At 66.5% G+C, this 25,554-nt stretch carries 21 protein-coding genes; 7 read left to right on the forward strand and 14 right to left on the reverse strand.

Annotation, left to right across the window (positions count from 1 at the left end; translation table 11 throughout):
• The first annotated feature begins 267 nt into the window (after positions 1 to 267).
• Together DRB17_RS13370 and DRB17_RS13375 are read left to right on the forward strand one after the other, a co-directional pair.
• Positions 268 to 1,839, forward strand: coding sequence for a gamma-glutamyltransferase family protein (locus tag DRB17_RS13370; RefSeq protein ID WP_114582724.1), 1,572 nt, complete (start codon positions 268 to 270; stop codon positions 1,837 to 1,839).
• Positions 1,840 to 1,891: 52 nt separating this feature from the next.
• Positions 1,892 to 2,884 (forward strand): glutathione S-transferase family protein, encoded by a 993-nt coding sequence (locus DRB17_RS13375; protein ID WP_114582725.1) that lies wholly within the window; start codon positions 1,892 to 1,894, stop codon positions 2,882 to 2,884.
• 8 nt (positions 2,885 to 2,892) lie between these two features.
• On the opposite strand, the gene DRB17_RS13380 is transcribed toward DRB17_RS13375, so the two are convergent.
• The 8 genes from DRB17_RS13380 to DRB17_RS13415 all read right to left on the reverse strand — a co-directional run bounded on the left by DRB17_RS13380 (position 2,893) and on the right by DRB17_RS13415 (position 9,603).
• Positions 2,893 to 3,756, reverse strand: coding sequence for a hypothetical protein (locus DRB17_RS13380; protein WP_147274913.1), 864 nt, complete (start codon positions 3,754 to 3,756; stop codon positions 2,893 to 2,895).
• Between the two features lie 204 nt (positions 3,757 to 3,960).
• Positions 3,961 to 4,974 carry a protein-methionine-sulfoxide reductase catalytic subunit MsrP gene (gene msrP, locus DRB17_RS13385; RefSeq protein ID WP_114582727.1) on the reverse strand — a complete coding sequence of 338 codons (1,014 nt, stop codon included), beginning with the start codon at positions 4,972 to 4,974 and terminating at the stop codon, positions 3,961 to 3,963.
• A 12-nt stretch (positions 4,975 to 4,986) separates the two neighbouring features.
• Positions 4,987 to 5,646 carry an SCO family protein gene (locus tag DRB17_RS13390; RefSeq protein ID WP_161958817.1) on the reverse strand — a complete coding sequence of 220 codons (660 nt, stop codon included), beginning with the start codon at positions 5,644 to 5,646 and terminating at the stop codon, positions 4,987 to 4,989.
• Positions 5,647 to 5,654: 8 nt separating this feature from the next.
• The gene (locus tag DRB17_RS20345; RefSeq protein ID WP_161958818.1) at positions 5,655 to 6,200 is read right to left on the reverse strand and encodes a hypothetical protein; all 546 of its coding nucleotides are present in this window, start codon (positions 6,198 to 6,200) and stop codon (positions 5,655 to 5,657) included.
• 5 nt (positions 6,201 to 6,205) lie between these two features.
• Positions 6,206 to 6,634 carry a hypothetical protein gene (locus DRB17_RS13395; protein ID WP_114582729.1) on the reverse strand — a complete coding sequence of 143 codons (429 nt, stop codon included), beginning with the start codon at positions 6,632 to 6,634 and terminating at the stop codon, positions 6,206 to 6,208.
• Between the two features lie 532 nt (positions 6,635 to 7,166).
• On the reverse strand, positions 7,167 to 8,264 hold the full coding sequence (locus DRB17_RS13405) for a sensor histidine kinase (protein ID WP_114582730.1): 1,098 nt from the start codon (positions 8,262 to 8,264) through the stop codon (positions 7,167 to 7,169).
• A gap of 11 nt (positions 8,265 to 8,275) precedes the next feature.
• Positions 8,276 to 9,049 (reverse strand): response regulator transcription factor, encoded by a 774-nt coding sequence (locus DRB17_RS13410; RefSeq protein WP_206607886.1) that lies wholly within the window; start codon positions 9,047 to 9,049, stop codon positions 8,276 to 8,278.
• Positions 9,050 to 9,132: 83 nt separating this feature from the next.
• Positions 9,133 to 9,603, reverse strand: coding sequence for a Dps family protein (locus DRB17_RS13415; protein WP_114582732.1), 471 nt, complete (start codon positions 9,601 to 9,603; stop codon positions 9,133 to 9,135).
• 264 nt (positions 9,604 to 9,867) lie between these two features.
• Between DRB17_RS13415 and DRB17_RS13420 the strand changes: the two genes are divergently transcribed.
• Positions 9,868 to 10,329 (forward strand): VOC family protein, encoded by a 462-nt coding sequence (locus DRB17_RS13420; RefSeq protein WP_114582733.1) that lies wholly within the window; start codon positions 9,868 to 9,870, stop codon positions 10,327 to 10,329.
• Between the two features lie 9 nt (positions 10,330 to 10,338).
• Here the strand turns inward: DRB17_RS13420 and DRB17_RS13425 are convergent, their stop codons facing one another.
• From DRB17_RS13425 to DRB17_RS13450, 6 genes are all read right to left on the reverse strand, one after another.
• Complete coding sequence (locus DRB17_RS13425) at positions 10,339 to 12,387, reverse strand: elongation factor G (RefSeq protein WP_114582734.1); 2,049 nt, start codon at positions 12,385 to 12,387, stop codon at positions 10,339 to 10,341.
• Between the two features lie 251 nt (positions 12,388 to 12,638).
• Positions 12,639 to 13,556: a ketopantoate reductase family protein gene (locus DRB17_RS13430; RefSeq protein ID WP_114582735.1), complete on the reverse strand. Its 918-nt coding sequence runs from the start codon at positions 13,554 to 13,556 to the stop codon at positions 12,639 to 12,641.
• Positions 13,557 to 13,819: 263 nt separating this feature from the next.
• Positions 13,820 to 15,028 (reverse strand): pyridoxal phosphate-dependent aminotransferase, encoded by a 1,209-nt coding sequence (locus tag DRB17_RS13435; RefSeq protein WP_114582736.1) that lies wholly within the window; start codon positions 15,026 to 15,028, stop codon positions 13,820 to 13,822.
• Positions 15,029 to 15,159: 131 nt separating this feature from the next.
• Positions 15,160 to 16,527, reverse strand: coding sequence for an alanine/glycine:cation symporter family protein (locus DRB17_RS13440; protein WP_114582737.1), 1,368 nt, complete (start codon positions 16,525 to 16,527; stop codon positions 15,160 to 15,162).
• Between the two features lie 154 nt (positions 16,528 to 16,681).
• Positions 16,682 to 20,344: a hydantoinase B/oxoprolinase family protein gene (locus DRB17_RS13445; RefSeq protein WP_114582738.1), complete on the reverse strand. Its 3,663-nt coding sequence runs from the start codon at positions 20,342 to 20,344 to the stop codon at positions 16,682 to 16,684.
• Positions 20,345 to 20,435: 91 nt separating this feature from the next.
• Positions 20,436 to 20,918 carry a GNAT family N-acetyltransferase gene (locus DRB17_RS13450; protein WP_147274915.1) on the reverse strand — a complete coding sequence of 161 codons (483 nt, stop codon included), beginning with the start codon at positions 20,916 to 20,918 and terminating at the stop codon, positions 20,436 to 20,438.
• 367 nt (positions 20,919 to 21,285) lie between these two features.
• Here DRB17_RS13450 and DRB17_RS13455 point away from each other — a divergent pair, with 367 nt between their 5' ends.
• From DRB17_RS13455 to DRB17_RS13470, 4 genes are read left to right on the forward strand one after another with little or no spacing between them, the layout of a single operon-like run.
• Positions 21,286 to 22,062, forward strand: coding sequence for a molecular chaperone DjiA (locus tag DRB17_RS13455; protein ID WP_114582740.1), 777 nt, complete (start codon positions 21,286 to 21,288; stop codon positions 22,060 to 22,062).
• A gap of 28 nt (positions 22,063 to 22,090) precedes the next feature.
• Positions 22,091 to 23,944 carry an ATP-binding cassette domain-containing protein gene (locus tag DRB17_RS13460; RefSeq protein ID WP_114582741.1) on the forward strand — a complete coding sequence of 618 codons (1,854 nt, stop codon included), beginning with the start codon at positions 22,091 to 22,093 and terminating at the stop codon, positions 23,942 to 23,944.
• Entirely contained in the window at positions 23,944 to 24,831 is an 888-nt protein-coding gene (locus DRB17_RS13465) for a DMT family transporter (RefSeq protein WP_114582742.1), read from the forward strand. The genes DRB17_RS13460 and DRB17_RS13465 overlap by 1 nt, the downstream gene beginning before the upstream one ends.
• Positions 24,831 to 25,553, forward strand: a complete 723-nt coding sequence (locus DRB17_RS13470) for an N-acetylmuramoyl-L-alanine amidase (RefSeq protein ID WP_114582743.1) — start codon at positions 24,831 to 24,833, stop codon at positions 25,551 to 25,553. Before DRB17_RS13465 ends, DRB17_RS13470 begins: the two co-directional genes overlap by 1 nt.
• The last annotated feature ends 1 nt before the right edge of the window (position 25,554 follow it).

Raw genomic sequence — 25,554 nt, forward strand, 5'->3', positions numbered from 1 at the left:
GTCGCCATTGTCGCCGTCATGCGCAAGATGATCACCATCCTCAACGCCATGCTTCGCGACAACACGCCCTGGCAGCCAAAAGCGGCATGATGAAAGACAGTTGCTCACCCTGACCCTCTCCCCCGACGCGGGGGAGAGGGAACGATAATCGATGGGTCCCCGCGAGCCTACCGAGTAAGCTGTGCTGGCGCGTTTATCGTCCCCTCGCCCCGCTTGCGGGGAGAGGGACAGGGTGAGGGGGCCGCAAGGAAGCGAAGGGAGCGCGGGATGACTCCTGAACCGGCCAGGACGCCGCCCGTCAGCGCCGCCATTGCCGCTGGCCATCCCGCCACCGTGGAGGCCGCGGCGCGGGTATTGGCGGACGGCGGCAACGCCTTCGACGGCGCGCTGGCTGCCATGTGCGCGGCCTGTGTGGCCGAACCGCTGCTGGCCTCCCTCGGCGGCGGGGGCTTCCTGATGGCGCAGCGCGCGGGTGGCGAGGCCGTGCTGTACGACTTCTTCGTGGACACGCCGCGCCGCCGCCGCGAACCCGAGGAGATCGAGTTCTTCCCTGTCGATTGCGACTTCGGCCCGGCCACGCAGGAGTTCCACATCGGCCTTGGCGCAATGGCGGTGCCGGGGGCCATCGCCGGCCTGTGCGCCGCGCACGAGGACCTGGCCGTGCTATCGCTGGAGCGGATCGTCGCGCCGGCGGTGGCGCTTGCGCGCAGGGGCGTGACGCTTCGCCCCTTCGATGCCTACGCCGGCGGCGTGCTCACGCCGATCCTGACCTCAAGCGAAACCCTCGCCGGCCTGTTCCAGGGGCGTGACGGCGCACCGCTCACGGCCGGGGACACGCTCGTCCAGTCGGAGCTTGCGGAAACCCTGGAGGCGATTGCCGAGGGCGGGGCGGCACCCTTCTACGAAGGCGAGTTCGCACGGCAGCTTGCCGCCTTCTCGGCGGACCACGGCGGCCAGATCGGCGAGGCGGACCTTGGCGAATACCGTGTCGTCCGCCGCCAGCCGCTGGAACGTCCCTACCGCGACGCCCGGATCCTCACCAACCCGCCGCCGTCCTCAGGCGGTCTGCTGACCGCCTTCGCGCTGGGCCTGCTCGACACCCTGCCGGCCGAGCGGGCCGAGGCGGAGGACTGGGTGCGCGTGCTGGCCCGCAGCATGGCGTTGACCAACAGCGCCCGCGTGGAGGCCCGGATCCACAAGACGGACGAGACGCAGGACCCGGCGGCGCGGCTGCTGGACCCCGATTTGATGAAGCTCTACGCCGAGCGCCTCATGGGGCGCGCCTCGACCGCGCGCGGCACGACGCACATCAGCGTGGTGGACGACGCCGGCAATGCCGCCGCGGTCAGCCTGTCGAACGGCGAAGGCTGCGGACGCGTGCTGCCCGGCACCGGCGTCCACCTGAACAACATGCTGGGGGAAGAGGATCTGAACCCCGCCGGTTTCCACTGTTGGCAGCCCGGACAGCGGATCGCCTCGATGATGGCGCCGACGCTGATCGACCTTCCTGCGCAGGGGGTGGTTGCCCTGGGCTCCGGCGGGTCCAACCGGATCCGCACGGCGATCCAGCAGGTGGTGGTAAACCTGGTGGACCACGGCATGAGCGCCGAGGACGCCGTGGCGGCGCCGCGCATTCACGTCGAGCGGGACCTGGTCAGCGTCGAGCCCGGCTTCCCGCAAGCCGCCGTGGATGCGTTGGCACAGGAGGCAGAGCATCTTAAATGCTGGCCCGAACGCAACATGTTCTTCGGCGGCGTCCATGTGGCGCGGCGCGATGCGGACGGCGGGCTTTCCGCGGCCGGCGACCCTCGACGGGGCGGCGCCGCCGCGACGGTTTAGACAGACGACAAGACAAGGGGCACGTCGCCCTGCAAAGCACGGAGACGGATTCATGGGACTTCTGATCTACGGGGTCTGGCACGACCAGTGGTACGATACCAAGAAACACGGCGGCCGCTTCGTGCGGCAGGAAAGCGCTTTCCGCGATTGGGTGACCGCCGACGGCTCCAGCGGCTTCAAGGCCGAACCGGGGCGTTACCACCTGTACGTCTGCTATGCCTGTCCATGGGCGCACCGTACGCTGATCGTCCGCGCGCTGAAGGGGCTTGAGGACGTCATAAGCTACGACCCTGTCCACTGGTACATGGCCGAGAACGGCTGGGCGTTCGATGCGGAGCATCCCGACACTGTGAATGGCGCCAATTTCCTGCACGAGGTCTATACCAGGGCGAAGCCGGATTACACCGGCCGCGTCACGGTGCCGACCCTGTGGGACCGCCAACAGGGCACCATCGTGAACAACGAGTCCGCCGAACTGATCCGGATGCTGAATACCGAGTTCAACGCCTTTGCCCGGCATCCAGAACTGGACCTCTACCCCGCCGATCTGCGCAAGGAGATCGAGGCGGTGAACGAGCGGGTCTATCACACCGTCAACAACGGCGTTTACAAGGCCGGCTTCGCCACCACACAAGCCGCCTACGAGGAGGCCTTCGACGCGCTGTTCGACACGCTCGACTGGCTGGAGGAACGACTGGGCCGTCAGCGCTACCTCGCCGGCGACCTCCTGACCGAGGCCGACATCCGGCTGTTCACCACGCTGGTGCGCTTCGACCCCGTTTATGTCGGGCACTTCAAGTGCAACAAGCGGCGGATCGTGGACTACCCCAACCTGTGGGGCCTGACGCGGGAGATCTATCAGCTTCCCGGCGTGAAGCAGACCGTGCGCTTCGACCACATCAAGAAGCACTACTACGTCAGCCACGCCAAGGTGAACCCGACGCAGGTGGTCCCGAAGGGGCCGGACATCGACTTCGATGCACCCCACGACCGCGCCCGCCTCGGCGGACCGGGCGGCCTGCAGGCAATCGCCCGAAGCGCGTAACCGTCCGCTCAGGCGCCGACCGGGACGCTGTCGGCCGCCTTGTGCGCCCAGTCCCCGAACGGCGTGCATTCGCCCGGCTGGCGGGCGATGTATATCTGGGCATGCAGGCTGTCACTGCTTTCCGTGCGGCTCGGGTCAAGGCCGCGGGCGCGGAGACTTTCCAGGGTCCGGGCGCGCTCGCCGTCATCGAGGAACCGCCGGTGAACGAACGGCGGTATCGGCAGGCGCTCGACCCGAAGGCCGGCGGCTTCCAGCCTCTCGATGGCGATCCCGAAGTCGCCACCTTGCACCGGCGACATGACGAACCACGGCGCTGGCTGCCCCACGCAGGCCAGGATGCGGTCCAGCGCGTTGGGCAGGAGATGCGCGCTCGCCCCCACCTCGATGATCATGGCGCAGCGCGACAACCGCCGGGCGAGAGGCCGCGACGGCGATTCCTGCTGTAGGTCCTCCCGAAAGATCTCATCGAAAATGCCGGTCGCGTGGCCATAGGCCAACGCATAGCCGGCTTTGTCCAGCCCGGCGACATGGGGATGCGGGCCGGGTCGCCGTCTGGCCGCGAACCAGTCCCAGTCATTGTCTGCAAGTTCCAGCGTCGATAGACCCTGCATCTCCGGACTGGCGTACCGGCGCAGGACTTCGTCCAGCGTGACATCGTGGCGCAGCATCGCCGAACCGATGCCGTAGCCGCAGCCGAACTCCAGCACGACCGGCGCCACCTCGCCGCGCAGCCGCACGACCTCCGCCAGCGCGGCCCGCGCGATGGGCATTAGATGCCGGGGCGTGCCGTATCCGACCTCGCGCATCGCCCGGTAATAGGCGCCGCAGTCCGGCTTGTCGTACAATTCCTCGAGCCGCAGCCTAGAACCCAATCCAGCCTCCCGGAACCAAGAGGGCACGCAGCCTCCCACTCGTCAGGCGACTGGCGGGCGCCCTTCACATCCGCCACTTGCGTAGCAATCACGGACATGATGGGCATGTCACCGTGGCGCCTTTATGGCCGGCGGGTCAGGGATGCACCCAAGCAGGCTGCTCCATGAATGCTAAATCCGGACTGAGAGGGCCGTGAGCGGGTTCTAGCGGAAAAGCCGGTCGCCGTATTCGTCTTCCAGGCCCTTGTAGAGGTGCGCAACCTGCTCGGCGTAGCCGTTGTAAAGCTGTGTCGGGATACGCTCGGGGCTGGAGAAAGTGCCGATGTCGTCCATCGACTTCAGGAACTTCTCGTTCGCCTGGCTCCAGCGCGGATGGCTGACCTTGGGGTTGACGTTCGCCCAGAAGCCATACTCGCGTGCCTGGATTTCCCACCAGAAGGTCTTCGGCATCTCCTCCACGAACGAGATGTGGACGATGCCCTTCACCGACTTGAAGCCGTACTTCCACGGCACGGCAAGACGCAGCGGCGCGCCGTTCTGCTTGGTGATCGGCTTGCCGTACATGCCGGTCGCCATGAACGCCAGCTCGTTCGTCGCCTCCGCCATGGTCAGGCCCTCGACGTACGGCCAGGGATACCACGGCGCGCGCTGGCCCGAGGCCACATCCGAATCCTCGAAGGTGACCATCTTCACGTACTTCGCCTTGGACAGCGGCCGGGCGAAATCGACCAGCGCCTTCAAGGGGAAGCCGGACCACGGCACCACGATCGACCACGCCTCCACGCAGCGGTGGCGGTAGACCCGCTCTTCCAGCGGCATCTGCTTTATCAGCTCGTCGAAGTCGATCTCGCGCGGCTCCTCGACGAGACCGTCGATCTTCACGGTCCAGGGCCGGATCGGCAGATCCTGCGCCTTCTTCCAGATCGTCTTGGACGAGCCGAACTCGTAATAGTTGTTGTAGGTGGCGACCAGTTCCTCGCCGCTGATCGCCCGCTGTGGCGCATAGGCGTCGTTCCGCGAAACCGGGTAGAGATCGACGGTGGGGTCGCCCTCCGGCGCGCCGACCTGGGCGCGGGTTTCGAACGGCAGCCCCGCCGTCGCCGCCACGATGGAGCCTGCGGCAGCCGTTTTCAGGAAGCGGCGGCGATTGCGGAAGGCTTCCTCGTCTGTCGCCGCGCTCTCGGGCAGTTCCCAGCCCCGCCAGCGTCGAATATACATTTTCGAAACTCCTTATTCAGCGTCCGCCCCGCCGGTGGCCAGGTGCCGGCGGATAACCTCCGCCATGGCAGCGGCCGGCAACACCGGCGGCAGAACGCTCTGCAACGTGCCCTTCGGACCCATAAGATAGATGTACGAACCATGCTGGAAAACCGGCGAGCCGTCTATCGCATGTCCGACACGTTCGGATTCCACCTGGTATGCCTTCGCCGCCGCATCGAGCTGGGCCGGCGTTCCCGTCAGTCCCACCAGCCGGGGGTGGATCTCAGCAACCCGTTTGGCCAGCACCGCAGGCGTCTCGTCCGGGTCGATGGTGATCAGCACCGGCTGAACCTGCCGGCCCGGTTCGCCCAGCAAGTCCACCGCTTCGCTCATGCGGCGCAGGCCCAGCGGGCAGATGCCCTCGCAGCGGGCGTAGCCGAAGAACACCAGCGTCACCCGACCCAGGAAATCCTTCTCGGTCACCGTGCGCCCGGTGTGGTCCACCAACTCGAACGAACCGCCGATGTCCAGGTCGAACGGCACGGCCGCCGGCCCCTCGCCACCCGGCTGCCATGTCGGATCGGCGGGCGCCTCGGCGTCGTGGCGATGATCCTCGTGCGCCGAGGCCACACCAATGGCTACGGCCACCAGCCCCAGGACCAAGGCGAGCGCCCCGACGAACCGATTCATCCCCGCCGTCATTCCTTCGAAAAGTACGCCTTGTCGGCTTCCGGCCCCAGGCCCAGCTTGCCGTCGCGCTGGATCAGCTCCTGGATGCGCGGGTCGTTGCGGAACCACTGCTTGGCCTCCTGGCTGTCCGGCTCGACGCCGTTCTCCTCCGCCCAGACCTTCTGGAAGCGGTTGGCACGCCGCCATTCGCCGTCGGGCGCCTCGCGCACGAACTGAAGCGCGAAAATCCGGTGCCCGCGGTTTTCCGCGAACAGGCCGTCGGCCACGACACGCTTGCCGCAGTAGGGCAGCAGTTCCTCCGCCGCGCCCGCGAAGCTGACCATGTTTTTCAGCGGCATTATGAGGGTGCCGTCATCCTTCAGCAGGCCAAGCTGGCGATCGCCGTCGCCGCAATCGTCCGGGCAGTTGCCGGTCAATTCGCAGAGCACGTCCACAACCTTCGCTTCGAAGCGGGCCTCCTCCTCGCCGATCAGGCCCCAGCTCTGTGCCGCCTGCGCGGGTCCGGCCAGCAAACATGCCGCTGCCGCCAACGCACCGAATATCGCTGTCCGCATGCCTGTCACTCCCCGAACGGCTGGACGCCGAAGGTCTCGTGAGTCTCGTTCACGATGCCTTCATCCGCCACCACAGTGTCGACTACGAGGTATTTCATGCCGTCGCGCTCGTAGAGGTCGCCGTCCACCGTGATATTGTGCGTCTGGATCTCCATGACGCGCGGATCGGCGACGTTCGTCTCGCCCTCGCCCATCTTGAGGATGAAATAGACCTCTTCCTCGCCGCTGCGAATGGCGACGGGCACGCCGCCGGCCGCGCACCACAGGGCGCACTGGTGGTGGGCGGTGCCCTGCGCATACATGATCTGCGTGAGATAGCACCAGCTATCGATGACCTCGCCAGTCACCTGAACGCGTTCCGCGGCCGACGCCGGGACCGCGATACCGGCAGCCAATGAAAAGGCGAGCAGGACTCTTGCGATGCCGTGCTTCATGTCCGTTTCCTCCGGCCCGGCCCGTCAATAAGGGAGACGGGCGGGCGCGCCGACAAATGGCGCGCCCACCCCCTCGCGCTTGCCCCTAGTCTGCCGCGCAGGGGTTGCACGGATTGCAGGGATTTGTCGCCGCGCACGGGTTGCACGGGTTGGCCGCCGCGCAGGGATTGCACGGGTTTGCGGCCGCGCAAGGGTTGCACGGATTGGCTGCCGCGCAAGGATTGCACGGATTCGCCGAGGCACAGGGATTACAAGGGTTGCATGGGTTGCAGGCAGCAAGCTGCACGCCCGTCGGGCTGGCCGGCGCCTGCGCATCCGCCAGCGCGGGCGTTCCGGCGCCAGCCAGCGCGGCCGCCGTGCCGACCGCAGCCAGGGAGGAAAGGATTCGGGTGCGTCGTGTGGTCATGGAGAGCCTCCTATTGTTGTCCCGGCAGCCCCGCCGGACGGTCCGTAGCGGCGCGCCGAATGCCCGCGCGCCCATATACGGCGGAGTGAATGTACAGCCTCGATGCAACGATTTGATAATCGCTTTTTAAAGATACGATAAAGGTGGGCTGGTTGAGCTTGGCTGCCAGGGAAGATCGATCCAGATCCGCGTCCATCCCGGCCGGCTGTCGGCGCCCACCTGTCCGCCGTGTGCCTCGACCAGGCCCTTCACGATCGCCAGCCCGATTCCCGCGCCGCCGCTCTCGCGCGAGCGGGATTTGTCGGCCCGGTAAAAGCGCTCGAATATGTGGGGCAGGTCGGCCTCGGCAATGCCCCGTCCGGTATTGGCGACCACCAATCTCACGCCCTTGCCCTGCCGCTCGACCGAGATCCGTACCTTGCCGCCGCCTCCGGCGTAACGGCGGGCATTCTGGATCAGGTTGCGCAGGACTTGCCGCAGCTTGTCCCGGTCGGCACGAAGGCTTGCGAATTCGGGTTCGCGCGGCGGATCGATCTGCAGCCACACGCCGTCGCGTTCCAGGTCGCCTCGTTCAAATTCCACTACTTCATACACCAGGGCCATCAGGTCCACAGGCTCATCGTGAAGTTCAACGCAGGCGGCATCGGCCATTGTCAGTTGATGCAGGTCGTCCACCAGCCGCACGAGACGCAGAATTTCGGTTTGCAGCATGTCGAACGTCGGCTTCGTGGGCTCCACCACGCCATCGGCCAGGCCTTCCAGGTAGCCACGGACGTTGGTAAGCGGCGTGCGCAACTCGTGCGCGATGTCGGCCACCATGGACCGGCGCAACCGCTCCCCCTGCTCCAGCCCGGCCGCCATGCGGTTGAACGCCTGCGCCAGGTCGCCAAGCTCATCCCGGGTCTCCACCGGCGCGCGGGCCGCGTAATCGCCGCTCGCAAGGCGTTGGGTCGCCCGCTGCATGGCGGAAAGCGGACGCAGCACCTTCCGGGTCAGCAGGAACGACAGCAGTACCGCAACGGCGATGGCCACGACGCTGGCCTGGATGAGATAGCGGTGAACGGCGTCCACGAACATCTCGTGCGTGTCGCTGGGCGAAATGTCGTACTGCTCCATCAGCGCCGAGAAATAGTCGGCGGCCAGGTAGTCGATGGCGAGCCACACCACCGCCATCGCCGCCACCAGGATCGGCAGGTTCACGGCCAGCAGCTTGAACAGCAGCATCCTGCGCAAGGTCACGCCTCCCCCGGCTCCGCCTCACGCTCGGCGAAGCTGTAGCCGACGCCGCGTACGGTTCGGATAAACGCAGGCTTCGCCGGGTCGCGCTCGATCTTCTGGCGCAGCTTGCCGACATGCACATCGATCACCCGGTCGACGACGGCGGCGCCGTCGGCGTGCAGGCGGTCCAGCAATTCCTCGCGCGTGAAGACGCGGCCCGGCCGGCTCATCAGTGTCTTGAGGATGCTGAACTCCGACGGCGTCAACGCCACCGGCTTGCCATCGCGGGTCAGCCGGTATCGCTCGGCGTCCAACTCAAGCCCCTCGTGGCGCAGGACAGTGCCAGCATCCGCCGCCTCTCTGGGCGACGCGCGGCGCAGGATCGCCCGCACCCGCTCCACCAGCTCACGCGGGGAAAAGGGCTTCACGACGTAGTCGTCGGCGCCCAGCGTGAAACCGGCGACCCGATCCACCTCATCCTTCTGCGCCGTCAGGATAAGCAGCGGCACCTCGGAGAACCGTCGTAGTTCTCGGCAGACATCCCAGCCGTCCATCTCCGGCAACAGCAGATCCAGGATGACGAACCCAGGCTTGTACCGGCGCGCCAGGTCCAGCCCGCTGCGCCCGTCGTGCGCACTCAGCGTCTCGAAGCCCGCCTTGCGCAGATAGGTCTCGACCAGCGAGCAGATGTTGCGGTCGTCCTCGATAACGAGGACCAGACCGTTGGCTTTCGGCGACGGCATGGCAATCGCTGCAAGTGCCTCCAGGTCAGCATCACGCCAACGCTGCAAGGCGCACTCACTATCCGCAAGTACAAAAAAGCCCGACCGTGGAAACGGTCGGGCCTTTGCGAACCATCAGCGATGCTGCGCTATCAGCTCAGATGCGCGCGGAGCATCCAGGCGTTCTTTTCGTGGACCTGCATGCGGTCCGCCATGATGTGGTCGGTCACGGGGTCATCGGCCTCGTGGGCGAGCTTTATCACCTGACGGCAGGTGCCGACCACCGTCTCCTGGTCCTCGGCAAGCTGGCGAACCATCTGCTGCCAGTCCGGATGGCCGGTGTCCTCGCGCACGGCGGCCAGCTTTCCGAACTCGGTGTAGCTGGCCGGCGCCCGGTGGCCCAGAGTACGGATGCGCTCGGCGATCTCGTCGACCGCCTCGGCCAGGTCCTTGTACTGATCCTCGAACAGGTTATGCAGCGCCTGGAAGTTCGGGCCTTCGACATTCCAGTGATAGTTGTGCGTCTTGAGATAGAGGGTATAGCTGTCGGCCAGCACGCGCGACAGCCCGTCGGCGAGTTTCTTGCGGTCCTCGGCGCTTAGTCCCGTATTCACCTGGCTCATGTCGGTCGCCCTCCTTCCTTGTCAGTTCGGTCTGGGTTCCTGCGTTTCGGATCTTCCGGGCGGCACGGGATGATTCCCTTGGTCGCCCTTCTTTAGAATAATTCTAACTAGCTGATGATATAGGGTCCGCGCGGCACCTTTGCAAGGCTATGAATGTGACATGCCGGCTTTCGGCATCACACCCAAAGACATAGGCTTGCAAGGCGTGATGAAAACGTTGGCTGTTCAAACACCGTTGCATGGAAACAGGAGACAAGGGCGGCGATGACTGAACGCGCGATACAGGTTCGGGCGCTGGGCGAAATCGCGATCCGCGCGCGCGACATGCAGGCGATGGAAGCCTTCTACCGCGATGCCCTGGAACTTCGCGTCCTGCGCAGGTTCGGCGACGGGCTGGTGTTCTTCGATCTGGGCGAGAGCCATGCTGGCCACACCGCCGTCCTCGCCCTTTTCGATGCGCAGGCGCAGCCGCTGGATGACCTTCGCGACACCCGGACCGAGCCTGACGTCAGAACCAGCACGCTGCATCACATCGCATTGACGGTCGATGCGGATGGCCTCGACGCCGCCCAGGAGGTGCTGGCTGCCCGAGGCGTGAAGGCGCGCCAGCAAGTCTTCGCCTGGGCGGGCTGGCGTTCCCTTTTTATGGAAGACCCAGAGGGCAACGTGGTCGAGTTGGTGAGCCGCGACCCGGCGCTCACCCCCGAGGATCCCGGTATGTCTTGATATCCCGCCTTATTGCGCCGCGTCCTGGCGTTCCTGGATGACCCGGTCGGCCAACTTGCCGGACAACTCGTTCAGATGGTCGAAGGTCTTCTCGAAGAAACCGACCCCGAGGGTGAGCGAGCGCAGCTCGACGATCAGGTCGGGCAGTTCGGACCCCGGCATGAACGCCTTCAACTCGTCCCAGCCCTGCCAGCCGGGCTTGGCCTCGAACCCAAGGATCTGCCCGCGCCGGCCCGAAACCAACCCATGGACCTTGTTCGTGTAGTCCTGCGGCACCGAGATCGTCACCTGGTATACCGGCTCCAACAGCACCGGCTCGCAGTCCGGCAGGGACTCGGTCATAGCAATGCGGCCAGCCGTCTTGAAGGCCTGGTCGCTGGAATCCACCGAGTGATGCTGGCCGTCGTAGAGATTGACCGACAGGTCGACCACCGGAAAGCCGAGCGGGCCGCGCTGCAACGCCTCCTTCACGCCGTGCTCGACGGCCGGGATGAACTGCTTCGGCACCGCGCCACCGACAACGGAGTTCGTGAACTCGAAGCCCGCACCGCGCTCCTTCGGCTTGATCTCCACATGTATATCGGCGAACTGGCCGTGGCCACCGGTCTGGCGCTTGAATCGGGCGTGATACTTGGTGGGCTTGCGGATCGTCTCCTTGTATGCCGTCATCGGGCGCTGCGTGGTGACGGCGACATTGTACTTGCTCTTCAGCCGCTCGACGGCCAGTTGCAGATGAATCTCGCCCTGACCCCATAGCTGCATCTGCCCGGTTGCCTCGTCATGGGCAAGCTGTAGCGAGGGATCCTCTTCCATCAGCTTGTGAATGGCCGTGGTCAACTTGACCTCGTCCTCGCGCTTCTCGGGCTGTACGGCGAAGGCGTAGACGGGCTCGGCCGGTTGCGGCCAGACGATATCCGGCGCTTCGACCTTGCCCTTGCCCGTGATCAGGTCGCCGGTCTGCAGGTCGTCGATGCGTGCAAGGGCGACCAGTTCGCCCGCCTTGGCCTCGCCCACCTTCCGCTGGTCGCTGCCCATCAGGTGATAGATGCCCGACAGCCGGTGGCCGGCGATGGTCATGCCGTCCTTGATGCTGCCCCGCCAGACGCGCGCGAGGCTGAGCTTGCCGGTATGTGCCTGATGGAAGGTCTTGGCGACAGTGGCGGCAAGGTCCTTCCCCGCCTCTCCGGCGGCATCGAGGACGCCCAGCCGCGCCGCCGTGCGCTCGGGCCCCGGCGTCTCGTGGCGCAGCGCCTTCCACAGCCGGGTGACGCCGTTGTCCTTGTCGGCCGAGCCCAGCAGCACGGGCACGATCAGATCCTGCTCAAGATCCTTGGTAAGCTGTCCATAGATCTCGTCGGGCGCGGGAATCACGTCTTCCAGCAGCTTTTCCAGCAGCTCGTCGTCGAAATCGGCCAGGGATTCCAGCATTTCCTGCCGCGCCTCGCCCTCGCGGTCGCGGATGGTGTCCGGCATCTTGATCAGTTCCGAGGGCTTGCCGTCCTGATAGCGATAGGCCCGCTCGCTGACGAGATCGACATAGCCCGTGACTGCCTCCCCGTCACGGATAGGCACCTGCCGAAGCATCAGCGGGCGCGAGGAGACCGCCTGCAACGCCGCCATCATCTCCCGCGCCGAGGTGCCGGCCTTGTCCATCTTGTTGACGAACAGCATGTGCGGGATCTGATAATCGTCGAGGAACTTGAACAGCGGCGCCAACGTCACGGCCTTGTCCGGCTCGGGCTCGGCGACGACGACGGCGACATCCGCCGCCATCAGGCATGTGCGCGCGTCCTGCATCAACTCGACCGAGCCCGGGCAGTCAATCAGCGACCAGGCGTCGCCCAGAAAGGTGGCTTCGGCCACGTTGGGCTCCACCGACATCTGCCGCTCGCGGGCTTCGCGGCTGCTGTCGCCGACGGTGTTCTTCTGCGCGACCGTCCCCTGGCGGTCGATGGCGCCGGCCGTGTGCAGCATGGCTTCGAGAAGACTGGTCTTGCCGCTCGTATAGTTGCCGACGAGGACGGCGCAGCGTGGTGGTGCAGCCGGGGCATCGGTCATGGCGTTATCTCCCTGTGGGTCGATGGAAACGGCGGCGGCGCGTGCCGGCGGGTTGGCTCCTCCGGGTATTGGACTTCGGAGAAAATGTTTCCAGACCCGCGCCCATCGGCGCAACAGGAAAAGGTTGCTTGCCCAGACCGCTATGTCGCGGCGGGACAGATTCCGGCGCGCCTCCCGACATGCCGAGGCGGCCGAAGCAGCAGATTTCGAGGATTCGATCGCAGCGCCTGGAACAGGCGCCGGATGGCTAGCTAGCCATCCTTGTGCTGCGCCAGCGCGGCGTAGACCCGCTCGCTTTCGGGGGTGGCGATGCCATGCTGGCGGCCCAGGCGCACCACCGCGCCGGTGAGCCAGTCAAGCTCCAAGCGGTTGCCGCGTTCCAGGTCGTGCAGCATCGACGATTTCATCTCGTGCGGCAGGCCGTCGCTGAAGCTGAGCGTTTCGGCGGCGCGATCCGCCGGAAAGGCGACGCCCTCCGCGCGACCCACGGCCACCGCCTCCTCGATCAGCGCCTGGAATTGCGCGCGCTTGGCGGCATCCTCGCGGATCGGCCCGATGGGCTGGCGGTGATAGCAGGTGATACCCGCAAAGGGCGCCAGGAAGACGAACTTGGTCCAGATCGCCAGTTCGATATCGTCCGAGCACACGGCATCGAAGCCAGGCGCCGCCTGCGCCGCCGCGTCGAGTATTTGCAGGCGTTCGCTCTTGCGGCCGCCAAGCTCGCCATAGGTCAGGGAAGCCATCACCCCGGTGTGCTCGATGACGCCGGGCTCGCCGATGGTCGCCGCGATGTGGGCAACGCCGCCAAGAACCGGGCCATCGCCCAGGATCTCGCGCAGGATGCGCTCCTTATCGACGCCATTCTGGAAGGCGACAACACCGGTATCCGGCCCGACGGCCGGCCGGACGGCACGCACCGCGGCCTCCAGGTCGCCCAGCTTGGTGCAGACGAAGACGAAATCGCAGACGCCCGCCGTCGCCGGATCGTCCGTAACGCTGGCCGGCCGGATCAGGGCGTCGCCGCGCTGTGACGTCACGCGCAGGCCGTTCGTCTCGATGGCATCCTTGTGACGGCCGCGCGCGACGAAGGTGACGTCATGACCTGCCTCGGCGAAGCGCGCCCCGAAATACCCGCCGACCCCGCCGGCACCCATGATCAGGAGTTTCATCCCCGTTCACCTCGTCTCTGGTCTTTCTTGTCGCGTCATCCCCTCGGCTCCGCCAGCGGCCGCCCCCTCATCCTGTCCTTCTCCCCCGACACTGGGGGAGAAGGGACGACAAACGCGACAATACAGCTGCTCACCGCCTGAACGACCCGAGTTCGAAGGCCAGCAACGATTGTCGTTCCCTCTCCCCCGCGTCGGGGGAGAGGGACAGGGTGAGGAGGTTTCCCACAAGCTCCGCGGCTGCCGGGGCGCCTTGGACCCACCCCTCAAGCGTCCCGAAGCGCCTCGCAGGCCTTGTGGATGCGCTCGCACGCCTGCTCCAGCGCCTCGGTCGAGGTGGCGTAGGAGATGCGCATGTGCGGCGACAGGCCGAACGCCTCCCCCTGTACGCAGGCAACGAGCGCGTCCTCCAGCAGATACTTCACGAAATCCGTATCGGACTTGATCGTGTCGCCCCGCGGCGTGACCTTGCCGATGACGCCGGCGCAGGAGGGGTAGACGTAGAACGCCCCCTCCGGCCGGGCGCAGTCCAGGCCCGGCGCCTTGTTCAGAGCATCGACCACCATATCCCGGCGCTTCTTGAACACTTCGTTGTTGGAGGCGATGAAGTCCTGCGGCCCGTTCAGGGCCTCCACCGCCGCCGCCTGGCTGATCGAGCTGGGATTGCTGGTGGACTGCGACTGGATCTTGGCGATCGCCTTGATCAGTTCCACCGGCCCGCCCGCGAAACCGATGCGCCAGCCCGTCATGGAATAGGCCTTGGACACGCCGTTCATCGTGAGCGTGCGGTCGAACAGCGAAGGCTCCACCTGCGCCGGTGTGCAGAACTGGAAATCGTCGTAAACCAGATGCTCGTACATGTCGTCGGTCAGCACCCAGACGTGCTCGTGCTTCTTCAGCACGTCGGTGATGGCCTTCATGTCCTCGCGCGAATAGGCGGCGCCGCTGGGGTTCGACGGACTGTTCAGGATCACCCACTTGGTCTTCTTGGTGATCGCCTTATCGAGATCCTCCGCGCGCAGCTTGAAGCCGTTATTCTGGCTGCACGGCACGGCCACGGGCTCGCCACCGGCCAGCAGGACGATGTCGGGATAGCTGACCCAGAAGGGCGCGGGGATGATGACCTCGTCGCCCTCTTCCACGGTGGCCATGATGGCGTTGAACAGCACCTGCTTGCCGCCGGTGCCGACGGTGATGTTCTCCGGCGCGTAGTCCAGGCCGTTGTCGCGCTTGAACTTCGCGACAACCGCCTCTTTCAGCTCCGGCGTACCGTCCACGGCCGTGTACTTCGTCTCGCCCCGGTCGATGGCCGCCTTGGCCGCCGCCTTGATGTTGTCGGGGGTATCGAAGTCCGGCTCGCCCGCGCCCAGGCCGATCACGTCCTTGCCGGCAGCGCGCAGCTCCTTGGCCTTGGTGGTCACGGCGATGGTCGGCGACGGCTTGATACGCTCAAGCCGGGAGGCAAGGATCGACATGAGACGGTTTCCCTAGGATAGCGCAAGACATCTGGATCGTGACGCCGAACGATATTGAAGCCCGGCGGGAGTGTCCATACACCTGCGACCTCCCGCCGGGAAATCTTCGCCCACGCTCCTCCGCCGGCGTGCTACTCCGCCGGCGCGCGACTGCCGACCGCCTCGGTCATGTGGCTGCCGGTCAGGCGCACGATCATCGGGCTGAGCAGCAGCAGCGCGATCAGGTTCGGCACCGCCATGAAGGCGTTCAGCGTATCCGCCAGCAGCCAGACGAAATCGAGTTCCGCGATGGCGCCGGCTGGCACGACGAGCGTCCACAGGATCCGGAAGGGAATCTCCGACTTCGCGCCCACCAGGTACTGCCAGCACTTCTCGCAATAGTAGGCCCAGCCGAGGATGGTGGTGAAGGCGAAGACGGCCAGCGAGACCGCCACCAGATAGCCGCCGACGCCGGGAATCGTCATCTCGAATGCGGCCGAGGTCAGGTTGGCCCCGCTCTCCCCGGTCATCCAGGCACCCGAGGTGATGATCGCCAGACCCGTCATCGTGCAGACGATGATGGTATCGATGAAAGTGCCGGTCATGCCGATCAGGCCCGAGCGCACCGGGTTCGTCGTCGTGCCCGCCGCTTGCGCGATGCCGGCGGTGCCCAGCCCCGCCTCGTTGGAGAACACGCCGCGCGCGACGCCGAACTGGATCGCCGCCCACACGGCCGCGCCGGCGAAACCGCCGGTCGCCGCCGTCGGGGTGAAGGCCTGCGCGAAGACGAGCCCGATGGCCGCGGGAATCTCGGCGATGTTGATGGCCAGCACAACGAGCGCGAACACGACGTAGGCCACGCACATCGTAGGCACCAGCGCCTCGGCCACCCGCCCGATGCGCTTGATGCCGCCCAGCACGACGAGGCCGACCAGCACCATCACGATGACGCCGGACACCCACTCGGGAATGCCGAACGAGGTTTCCAGCACATCGGCGACGGCGTTCGACTGCACCGTGTTGCCAATACCGAAACCGGCGAGCCCGCCGAAGATGGCGAACGCCGCGCCCAGCCACATCCAGTTGCGGCCCAGGCCGTTCTTGATGGCGTACATCGGCCCGCCAACATGATCGCCTTTTTCGTCGACCTCTCGGTAATGGACGGACAGCAGCACCTCGGAATACTTGGTCGCCAGGCCCACCAACGCCGTGCACCACATCCAGAACAGCGCGCCCGGCCCGCCAAGCGCGATGGCGGTGGCAACACCCGCGATGTTGCCGGTGCCAACCGTCGCGGCCAGCGCGGTCATCAGCGCCGCGAAGGGACTGATCTCGCCCAACTCGTCGGGGCCCGACCGCCGCCCCTGCCACATCAGGCGGAACGACGCGCCGACACTTATCAGCGGCATGAATCGCAGCCGCACCATCAGGTAAAGCCCGGTGCCGAGAATCAGCACCAGCATCGGCACGCCCCAAACGATCCCGTTGATGTCGGAAACCAGTGCGCGGATGGCGTCCATGCCCGTTGTTCCTCCCCTGAACGCGGTTGATGCGGGGCGGCGCGCCATACCAAATCACAGCGCGCCCCCGTTGCAGTCCCGGAAGAGCTTACATCAGAAAATTTTAGTTTCGACAAGCCTCATACGGCGCCGGCGGAACGGCTGGGGGATGGATTCAGCCCTTCCGCCCAAACCCACCCCCACTCGGCGTCTCGATGACGAAAACGTCGCCCGGCGCCATTTCGGTGCGGTCGGTGCCGGAGAGATCCTGGCGGGTGCCGTCGGTGCGTTCCACCCAGTTGCGGCCGCACTCGCCGGGCTCGCCGCCGTCCAGGCCGAAGGGCGGGACCTTGCGGTGGTTGGAGAGGATGGCCGCCGTCATTTGTTCGCGGAATTGCAGCCGGCGCACGGTGCCGTCGCCGCCCCTGTGCCGGCCCTTGCCGCCCGAGCCGCGGCGGATGTGGAAGTCCTCCAGCAGCACCGGGAAGCGCCACTCCAGCACCTCCGGGTCGGTGAGGCGCGAGTTCGTCATATGCGTGTGGATGGCGTCCTGGCCGTCGAAGTCCGGCCCGGCGCCCGAGCCGCCGCAGATGGTCTCGTAATACTGATAGCGGTCGTTGCCGAAGGTGAAGTTGTTCATCGTGCCCTGCGCGGCCGCCATCACCCCCAGCGCGCCATAAAGGGTATCGGTGATGACCTGGCTGGTCTCCACGTTGCCGGCCACGACCGCGCCCGGATAGACCGGGTTCAGCATCGAGCCCTCGGGAATCACGATCTCCAGCGGCTTCAGGCAGCCCTCGTTCATCGGGATCTCGTCCTCCACCAGCGTGCGGAAGACATAGAGCACGGCCGCCCGGCACACGGCGGAGGGCGCGTTGAAGTTGTCCGGCCGCTGTGCGCTGGTGCGGGAAAAGTCGATCCGCGCCGTGCGCGACGCCTTGTCGATGGTGATGTCGACCGCGACCTCGGCGCCGTTGTCCATCGGATAGGTGAAGCTGCCATCCTTCAGCACGTCGAGAACGCGGCGCACCTGTTCCTCGGCGTTGTCCTGCACGTGGCCCATGTAGGCATGCACGACGTCAAGGCCGAAGTGCGCGACCATGCGCTCGATCTCCTGCACGCCCTTCTCGTTCGCGGCGATCTGGGCCTGCAGGTCGGCGATGTTCTGCGTGGGATTGCGCACCGGATAGGGGCCGCTGCCCAAGAGGTCGCGCAGGGCCTCTTCCCGGAACTCGCCCCGGTCGACCAGCTTGAAGTTGTCGATCAGCACGCCCTCTTCGTCCACCGTCCTGGAGTCCGGCGGCATCGAGCCGGGCGTGATGCCGCCGACATCGGCGTGGTGGCCACGGCTGGCGACGTAGAACAGGATGCGCTGCCCCGCCTCGTCGAACACCGGCGTCACGACGGTGATGTCCGGCAGGTGCGTGCCGCCGTTGTAGGGCGCGTTCAGCATGTAGACGTCGCCCTTGGCCAGCTTGCCCGCGTTCTCGCGGATCACGGTGCGGACGCTCTCGCCCATGGAGCCGAGATGGACGGGCATGTGCGGGGCGTTGGCGACGAGGTTCCCCTCGGGGTCGAAGACGGCGCAGGAGAAATCCAGGCGTTCCTTGATGTTCACCGAGTAGGCGGTGTTCTCCAGGGTGGAGCCCATCTGCTCCGCCACCGACATGAAGAGGTTGTTGAATACCTCAAGCATGACGGGATCGACCTCGGTGCCCACCGCGTGCTCGCGCCGCTTCGCCTCGACGCGGGTCATGACGAGATGGTTGCGGTTGGTCAGCTCCGCGCGCCAGCCGGGCTCGACCGTTGTCGTGGAGTTCTGCTCGATGATAATGGCAGGCGCGTCCACCGTGTCGCCGGGCAGCAGGTCGGCGCGGTCGTAGACCGGCGTGTCCCGCCATTCGCCGCCGGCATACATGCGCACCGTCTCCAGCGGGCGCAGCGGCTCCACGCGGGCGTCGGCCTCGATATAGGGGTCCTCGGCCTGATCGGTCTTGCCGATGACCTCGACGGAGACCGCCTCGACGATGTGCGGCTTCTCGGCCATGACGAAGCCGAAGCGCTGCCGGTGCGCCGCCTCGAAGCCGGCGACGATCTCCTCGCGGCTGCCGAAATCGACGATCAGCGGCGCGTCCGTGCCCTCATAGCGCAGGTGGACCTTGCGCAGCGTCTCGGTCTGTTCCTCGCGCACGCCCTGGTCGGCCATCTCCTTGCGGCCGTCCTCGGCCAGACGGTCGAGCGTGGCCGCGACCTCGTCCAGCATCCCGGCCTCCAGGCGCTTCTCGATGGCCTGCTCGCGGATGGTGCGCAGGTCCGCAAGCCCCATGCCGTAGGCAGAAAGCACGCCGGCGAAGGGGTGCAGGAAGATTTTGGTCATGCCCAGCGTATCGGCGATGTCGCAGGCGTGCTGCCCGCCTGCGCCGCCGAAGCAGTTCAGCGTGTAGCCGGTGACGTCGTAGCCGCGCTGGATCGAGATCTTCTTGATGGCATTCGCCATGTTCTCGACCGCGATCTTGCGGAAGCCGTCGGCGACCTCCTCGGCGCTGCGGGTGTCGCCGGTGGCGTCATGGATTTCCCGCGACAGCCCGGTGAACTTCTCGTGTACGACATCGGCGTCCAGCGCCTCGTCGGCGTTCGGGCCGAACACCTTGGGGAAGAAAGCCGGCTGGATGCGGCCCAGCATCAGGTTGGCGTCGGTCACCGTCAGCGGACCGCCCCGGCGATAGCATGCCGGCCCCGGATTGGCCCCGCCGCTGTCCGGCCCGACGCGGTAGCGCGAACCGTCGAAGTGCAGGATCGAGCCGCCGCCCGCGGCCACCGTGTGGATCTGCATCATCGGCGCGCGCATACGCACGCCGGCCACCTGGGTCTCGAAGGTGCGCTCGAACGCGCCGTCGTAGTGCGCGACATCGGTGGAGGTGCCACCCATGTCGAAGGAGATGATGCGCTCGAATCCGCCCATCTGCGCCGTGCGCGCGGCGCCGACGATGCCGCCGGCCGGGCCGGAGAGAATGGCGTCCTTGCCCTGGAACAGCCGCGCGTCCACCAGCCCGCCGTTCGATTGCATGAACATCAGCCGCACGTCGCCAAGCTCCCCCGCCACCCGGTCGACATAGCGCCGCAGGATCGGCGAGAGATAGGCGTCCACAACCGTCGTGTCGCCGCGGCTGACCAGCTTCATCAGCGGGCTGACCACATGCGAGGTCGAGACCTGCGTGAAGCCGATGTCGCGCGCGATCCCGGCCACCTGCTCCTCGTGCTCGGGATAGCGGTAGCCGTGGACGAAGGCGATGGCGACGGCGCGGATGCCGTCGTCGTAGACCCGTTGCAGTTCGGCGCGCACCGCTTCCGCGTTTGGGGATGCAAGCACTTCGCCCTCGGCGGTGACCCGCTCCTCCACCTCGATCACGGTGTCGTAGAGCAGTTCCGGCAGATCGATGCGTCGGGCGAAGATGTTGGGGCGATTCTGGTAGGCGATGCGCAGCGCGTCGCGGAACCCCCTGGTGGTGACGAAAACCGTTCGCTCGCCCTTGCGCTCCAGCAGGGCGTTCGTCGCCACGGTCGTGCCCATCTTCACCGAATCGATCAGCTCGGCGGGGATGTCCTCGCCGGTGCCGATCTTCAGCAGGTCGCGCACGCCCTGCAGCGCCGCGTCGGCGTACTGTTCCGGGTTGTCGGAGAGCAGCTTGTGCGTCACCAGCGCGCCATCGGGCCGACGCGCCACCACGTCGGTGAACGTGCCGCCACGGTCGACCCAGAACTGCCATGCTTCGGCGCCGCCCTGGCGCCCGCTTTCCCGGCCCGGCTGTGTGCCCGCGCGCTCGCTGCGAGTGGTCATGCGCTTCGCTCTCCCCGTATGATCGCCCTGCCCGTTCGGGCTGGACGGCGATACAGAGCAATCTTTCGGGAAGGCGTCAACGCCCGCCCGCTTACGCCGCCGGGCGACGGCGGGGCGGTGGCGGATTTTCCGAAGTTTCCGCCCCGCCGGCCGCCCACTGATCGCTCAGACTGCCGATGGTTTCGCCGCTTGCCATGACAACTTCCTGCATCAGCGACCACGGACTCGGCCGGGGAAGCTGCACGCGGCTTTCGACGTCGCCATTGCGGTGCAGGACGCGGCCGTCCAGGCGGGCGGCGATGCGCTGCATCGGCACGTTCTCGGCAAGGCAGATCATCGCGACTTCCCGAATGTTGCGGTTGCAGGCGAGAATCAGCGACCGGCGGCACAGGTCGGTGCCAAGCCCGCGGCCCCGCCAGGGACGCTCCACCGTGAGCGCCAGCTCACCCAGTCGCGCGAAGCCGGCAGTCAGCGGCACGACCTCCGCCAGGCCGCGCAGCTCCCCGCCGTCCATCTGGCCCAGCAGGATCGGAGTCCATCCAGTCGATACTGTCGAGATATCTTGCCACCGCATCGCTCGACATGCCGTGGCCGAAACGCAGGTAACGGTCATCGGCGTCCAGACGCGCGAAATGGCTTTTCACGCGCGGCAGATCCGTCGGCAAGAGTTTGCGGATATAGGGCATGGCGCGGTCCTTTCCTGGCCGTAGCCGTGACCGCCCCTCACGCACGTCCGTCCCCATCGACGCGCCTACGGGCTTGGATGCCCGAATCGGTCTTGCGAGAGTATCATGTAGCACTCATTGTGCAGCGCACAAGAGAGTGCAGCGTTAACCCTTTGTGCATACCAGCCATCTCTTGCTCATGGCGGTGGCGCATGAAATAAGCGTTCTGGAACTGTGGAAAGCGCCGCGCCGAGGCGGCGCGGGCAACGGAATGATATGACGATCTGGGGCAAAATCCTCGGCGGCGCGGCGGGCTTCGCATTGGGCGGGCCGCTGGGCGCGCTTCTTGGCGGGCTGGCCGGGCACGCGGTCGACCGCATGCGCGACTCCACCCGCGAACTTGAGGACCGAACCGAGCCGATCGGCGAGAGCGAGGCCGACGAGGGCGCCGACGACAACACGCGCAAGATCGCCTTCACCATCGGCGTCATCGTGCTTGGCGCGAAGATGGCGAAGGCCGATGGCACCGTCACGCGCGACGAGATCCAGGCGTTCCGGCAGGTCTTCCACGTTCCGCCGGACGAGATGAAGAACGTCGGCCGGGTGTTCAACCAGGCCCGGCGCGATGCCCGCGGCTTCGAGCCCTATGCCCGGCAGATCGGCCGCATGTTCCGCAACAACCCGGCCGTGCTGGAGGAGCTTCTGGACGGGCTGTTCCACATCGCCCGCGCCGACGGCGAGGTGCGCGAGGCAGAGTTGCAGTACCTGGAGCAGGTCGCCTTCATCTTCGGCCTGGATCAGTCGGCATGGGAGCGCATCAAGGCCAACAACATGGGCGCGGCCGGCTCGGATCCCTACGAGATTCTGGGCGTCTCCCGCGATTCCAGCGATGCCGATGTGAAAAGCGCCTACCGGCAGCTCGTACGGGAGAACCATCCCGACCGGCTGGTCTCGCAAGGCATGCCGCAAGAGTTCATCGAAATGGCCAACGAGAAGCTGGCCACCATCAACGGCGCTTACGAGCAGATCCGCAAGCAGCGCGGGCTGAGCTGATCCGCCGCACGCAGGTTTTCGGAGAGTCATGGCGCCGCCACCGCTCATTCAGTTGAAGGACGCGACTCTTGCCCTGGGCCATCAGGTGCTGGCCGAGGACGTGACCATGACCCTGGCGCGCGGGGAGCGTGCGTGCCTCGTCGGCCGCAACGGCAGCGGCAAGTCCACATTACTGCGCGCGCTGGCCGGTGAAATCGACCTGGACGCGGGCGAGCGCTTCCTGCAGCCGGGCGCGCGCGTCGCCTATCTGCCGCAGCAGCCTCACCTGCCGCCAGAGCAGACGGTGGCCGACTTCGTTGCCGGCGGACTGCCCGAAAGCGCGGCGGACGAGCGGCACCGCGTCGACGCCGCGCTGGTGCGCCTGGACGTGGACGGCTCGCGGCGCCTGGGCACGCTCTCGGGCGGTGAGGGCCGCCGCGCCGCGTTGGCCCGAACGCTGGTGGCCGAGTGCGACGTGCTGCTGCTGGACGAGCCGACGAACCATCTGGACCTGCCGACCATCGAGTGGCTGGAAGGCGAATTGAAGCGCTTCGACGGGGCGTTGCTGGTGATCAGCCACGACCGCGCCTTCCTGCGCGAGGTGAGCCGAATCACCTTCTGGCTGGACCGCGGCACGATGCGCCGGATGGACCGGAACTACGCCCACTTCGACGAATGGGCCGAGGAGACGGCGGCCGAGGAGGAGCGTCAATTCCACAAGCTGACGCGGCGCATCAAGCGCGAGGAACACTGGCTGACCTATGGCTTCACCGCCCGGCGCAAGCGCAATCAAGGCCGGTTGCGGCGGCTTCAGGACCTGCGCGAGAGCCGCGCGAAGCTGCTGGATGCACGCACCGGCGAGCTGAACCTGACGGTGGCCGAGGCCGAGGGCAGCGGCAAGACCGTTATCGAGGCCAAGGACATCGCCAAGGGTTTCACGCGCGATGACGGCAGCACGCTGCGCGTGGTGAAAGATTTTTCCACCCGCATCCGCAAGGGCGACCGCATCGGCGTCATCGGCCCGAATGGGGCCGGCAAGACCACGTTGATCCGCCTGCTGACGAAGGAGCTGGAGCCCGACAAGGGCAGCGTGCAGCACGGCACGCGGCTGAAGCCGATCTACTTCGACCAGCGCCGCCAGAAGCTGGACCCCGAGAAGACGCTTTGGGAAACGCTGTGCCCTGGCGGCGGCGATTCCGTCATGGTCGGCGACCGGCAGCGCCACGTCGTCACCTACCTGAAGGAGTTCCTGTTCAGCGAGGGCCAGGCGCGCCAGCCAGTGCACGCGCTTTCCGGCGGCGAAACCAACCGCTTGCTGCTGGCCAAGCTGTTCTCCCAGCCCAGCAACCTGATCATCCTGGACGAACCGACCAACGACCTGGACATGGATACCCTGGACCTGCTGATCGAGGTCCTGGGCGACTACGACGGCACGCTTCTGCTCGTCAGCCACGACCGCGATTTCCTGGACAAGACGGTGACCTCGGTCGTGGTCATGGAGGGCGACGGTCTGGTCGAGGAGTTCCCCGGCGGCTATAGCGACAGCCTCAGCCAACGGCGTGGCACCGCAGGCCCCACACGCCTGGGCGGCAAGACGAAGGCGGAGAAGAAGGCGAAGTCCGCCAAGGCGGAGAAGCCGCGCGGCCGGCCCGAGAAACTGTCGTACAAGGAACAGCGCGACCTCGACGAGTTGCCGGAGAAGATCGAGCGGCTGCAGGCAAAGATCGAGCAGTTGCAATCGCAGATGAGCGACCCCGATTTCTATCGGCGCGACCCGGGGAAGTTCGAAGAAGCCAGCGAGGCGCTGAAACGCGCGCAGGAGGCCCTGGACAAGGCCGAGACACGCTGGCTTGAGTTGGAGGAACGGCGGGAAAGCATCCAGGCGGCCGGCGGACGGCCCTGATGCAGTTTTCGGTCAAACCGCTGCACCTCCTGCTTTTCGTCGCCGTCACTGTCGTCTGGGGCGGCAATTTCGCCGTGACCAAGCTGGGACTCCTGGAGATTCCGCCGATCATGCTGGTGGCGATGCGCTTCGCCCTGGTTACCGTCATACTGCTGCCCTTCGCCGGCATCCCGCGTGGGAAGCTGCCCGCCATCGGCCTGCTGTCGGTCGTGCTGGGACTGCTTCACTTCTCCATGATGTTCACCGGCCTGAAGGACATCGACGCGGCGACGGCCGCCATCTCCATCCAGCTTCAGGTCCCCTTCGCCGCCCTGCTCGCCGCGCTGGCGTTCGGGGAGCGGCTGGGCTGGCGCCGGGCGCTTGGCATGGCGATCGCCTTCGCCGGCGTGGCCGTCATCGCGGGCGAACCGAGGCTGGAGGGCAGCTATCTCTCGCTGGCGCTGGTCATCGGCGCGGCGATGGTCTGGTCCGTCGCCAACATCCTGGTCAAGCGCCTGGGCGAGGTGGACGGCACGCAGATCAATGCCTGGATGGCGCTTTTCGCAACACCGCAGCTCGCCGCGGCATCCTTTGTCCTGGAGGACGGGCAGTGGGCGGCTTGGCAAGCGGCGGATTGGCGCACCCTGTTGATCGTCGCCTATCAGGCCGTGCTGGTGGTCGCGCTTGGCTATGGCACGTGGTATGCGATGTTGAAGCGCTACGACGTGAACGTGGCCATGCCGTTCACGCTGCTGGTGCCGTTCTTCGGGGTCCTGTCGGGCGTTCTGTTCCTGGATGAAGTCCTGACCGCCGCCCTGATCGTCGGCGGGGCGATGACCATCGTGGGCGTCGGCATCATCGTGATCCGCCGGCCCCGGCTGGCGGGGCCGAAGATCGAGAGATACTGATGGAGGTCGAGGACGCCCCCTCCCCCAACCACGAACCGCGCCCCGAAGGGGTTCCGGTGGATATCCTGCTGCTCCACTACACCGGCATGGAGACCGGCGACGCGGCGCTGGCGCGGCTGTGCGATCCGGAGGCGAAGGTCAGCGCGCATTACCTGATCGAGGAGGACGGCCGCGTCTTCCAGCTTGTCGAGGAGGAACGCCGGGCCTGGCATGCCGGCGTGAGTTGCTGGAAGGGCGAACACGACATCAATTCCCGCTCCATCGGCATCGAGCTGGTGAATCCGGGCCACGAGTTCGGCTACCGCCCCTTCCCCGAGGCACAGATGGCCGCGCTGATCGAGCTTGCCGGCGGCATCGTGAAGCGCCATCCCATCCCATCCCATCGCGTCCTGGGCCACAGCGACGTCGCACCGGCGCGCAAGCAGGACCCCGGCGAGCTGTTCGACTGGCGGCGGCTGGCGGACGCCGGGCTCGGCATCTGGCCGGACCCGGTCGAGACCCCCGTGGATACGCCGCCCATCGCATGGTTCCAGGCGGCCTTCGCCCGCGTCGGCTATTGCCTGGCGCGCAGCGGCCGAATGGACGACGAGACGCGCGCCGTGATTACCGCCTTCCAGCGCCATTTCCAGCCCGAGGCGGTGGGTGGCGAGGCCGACCGCTCCACCGCCGCCCGCCTGCTTGGCCTGCAGCGAGCGCTTGAGCGAACGGGTGCCAGTTCCTAAA

The sequence above is a fragment of the Ferruginivarius sediminum genome, assembly GCF_003344765.1.
Classification (GTDB): Bacteria; Pseudomonadota; Alphaproteobacteria; order Kiloniellales; family Rhodovibrionaceae; genus Ferruginivarius; species Ferruginivarius sediminum.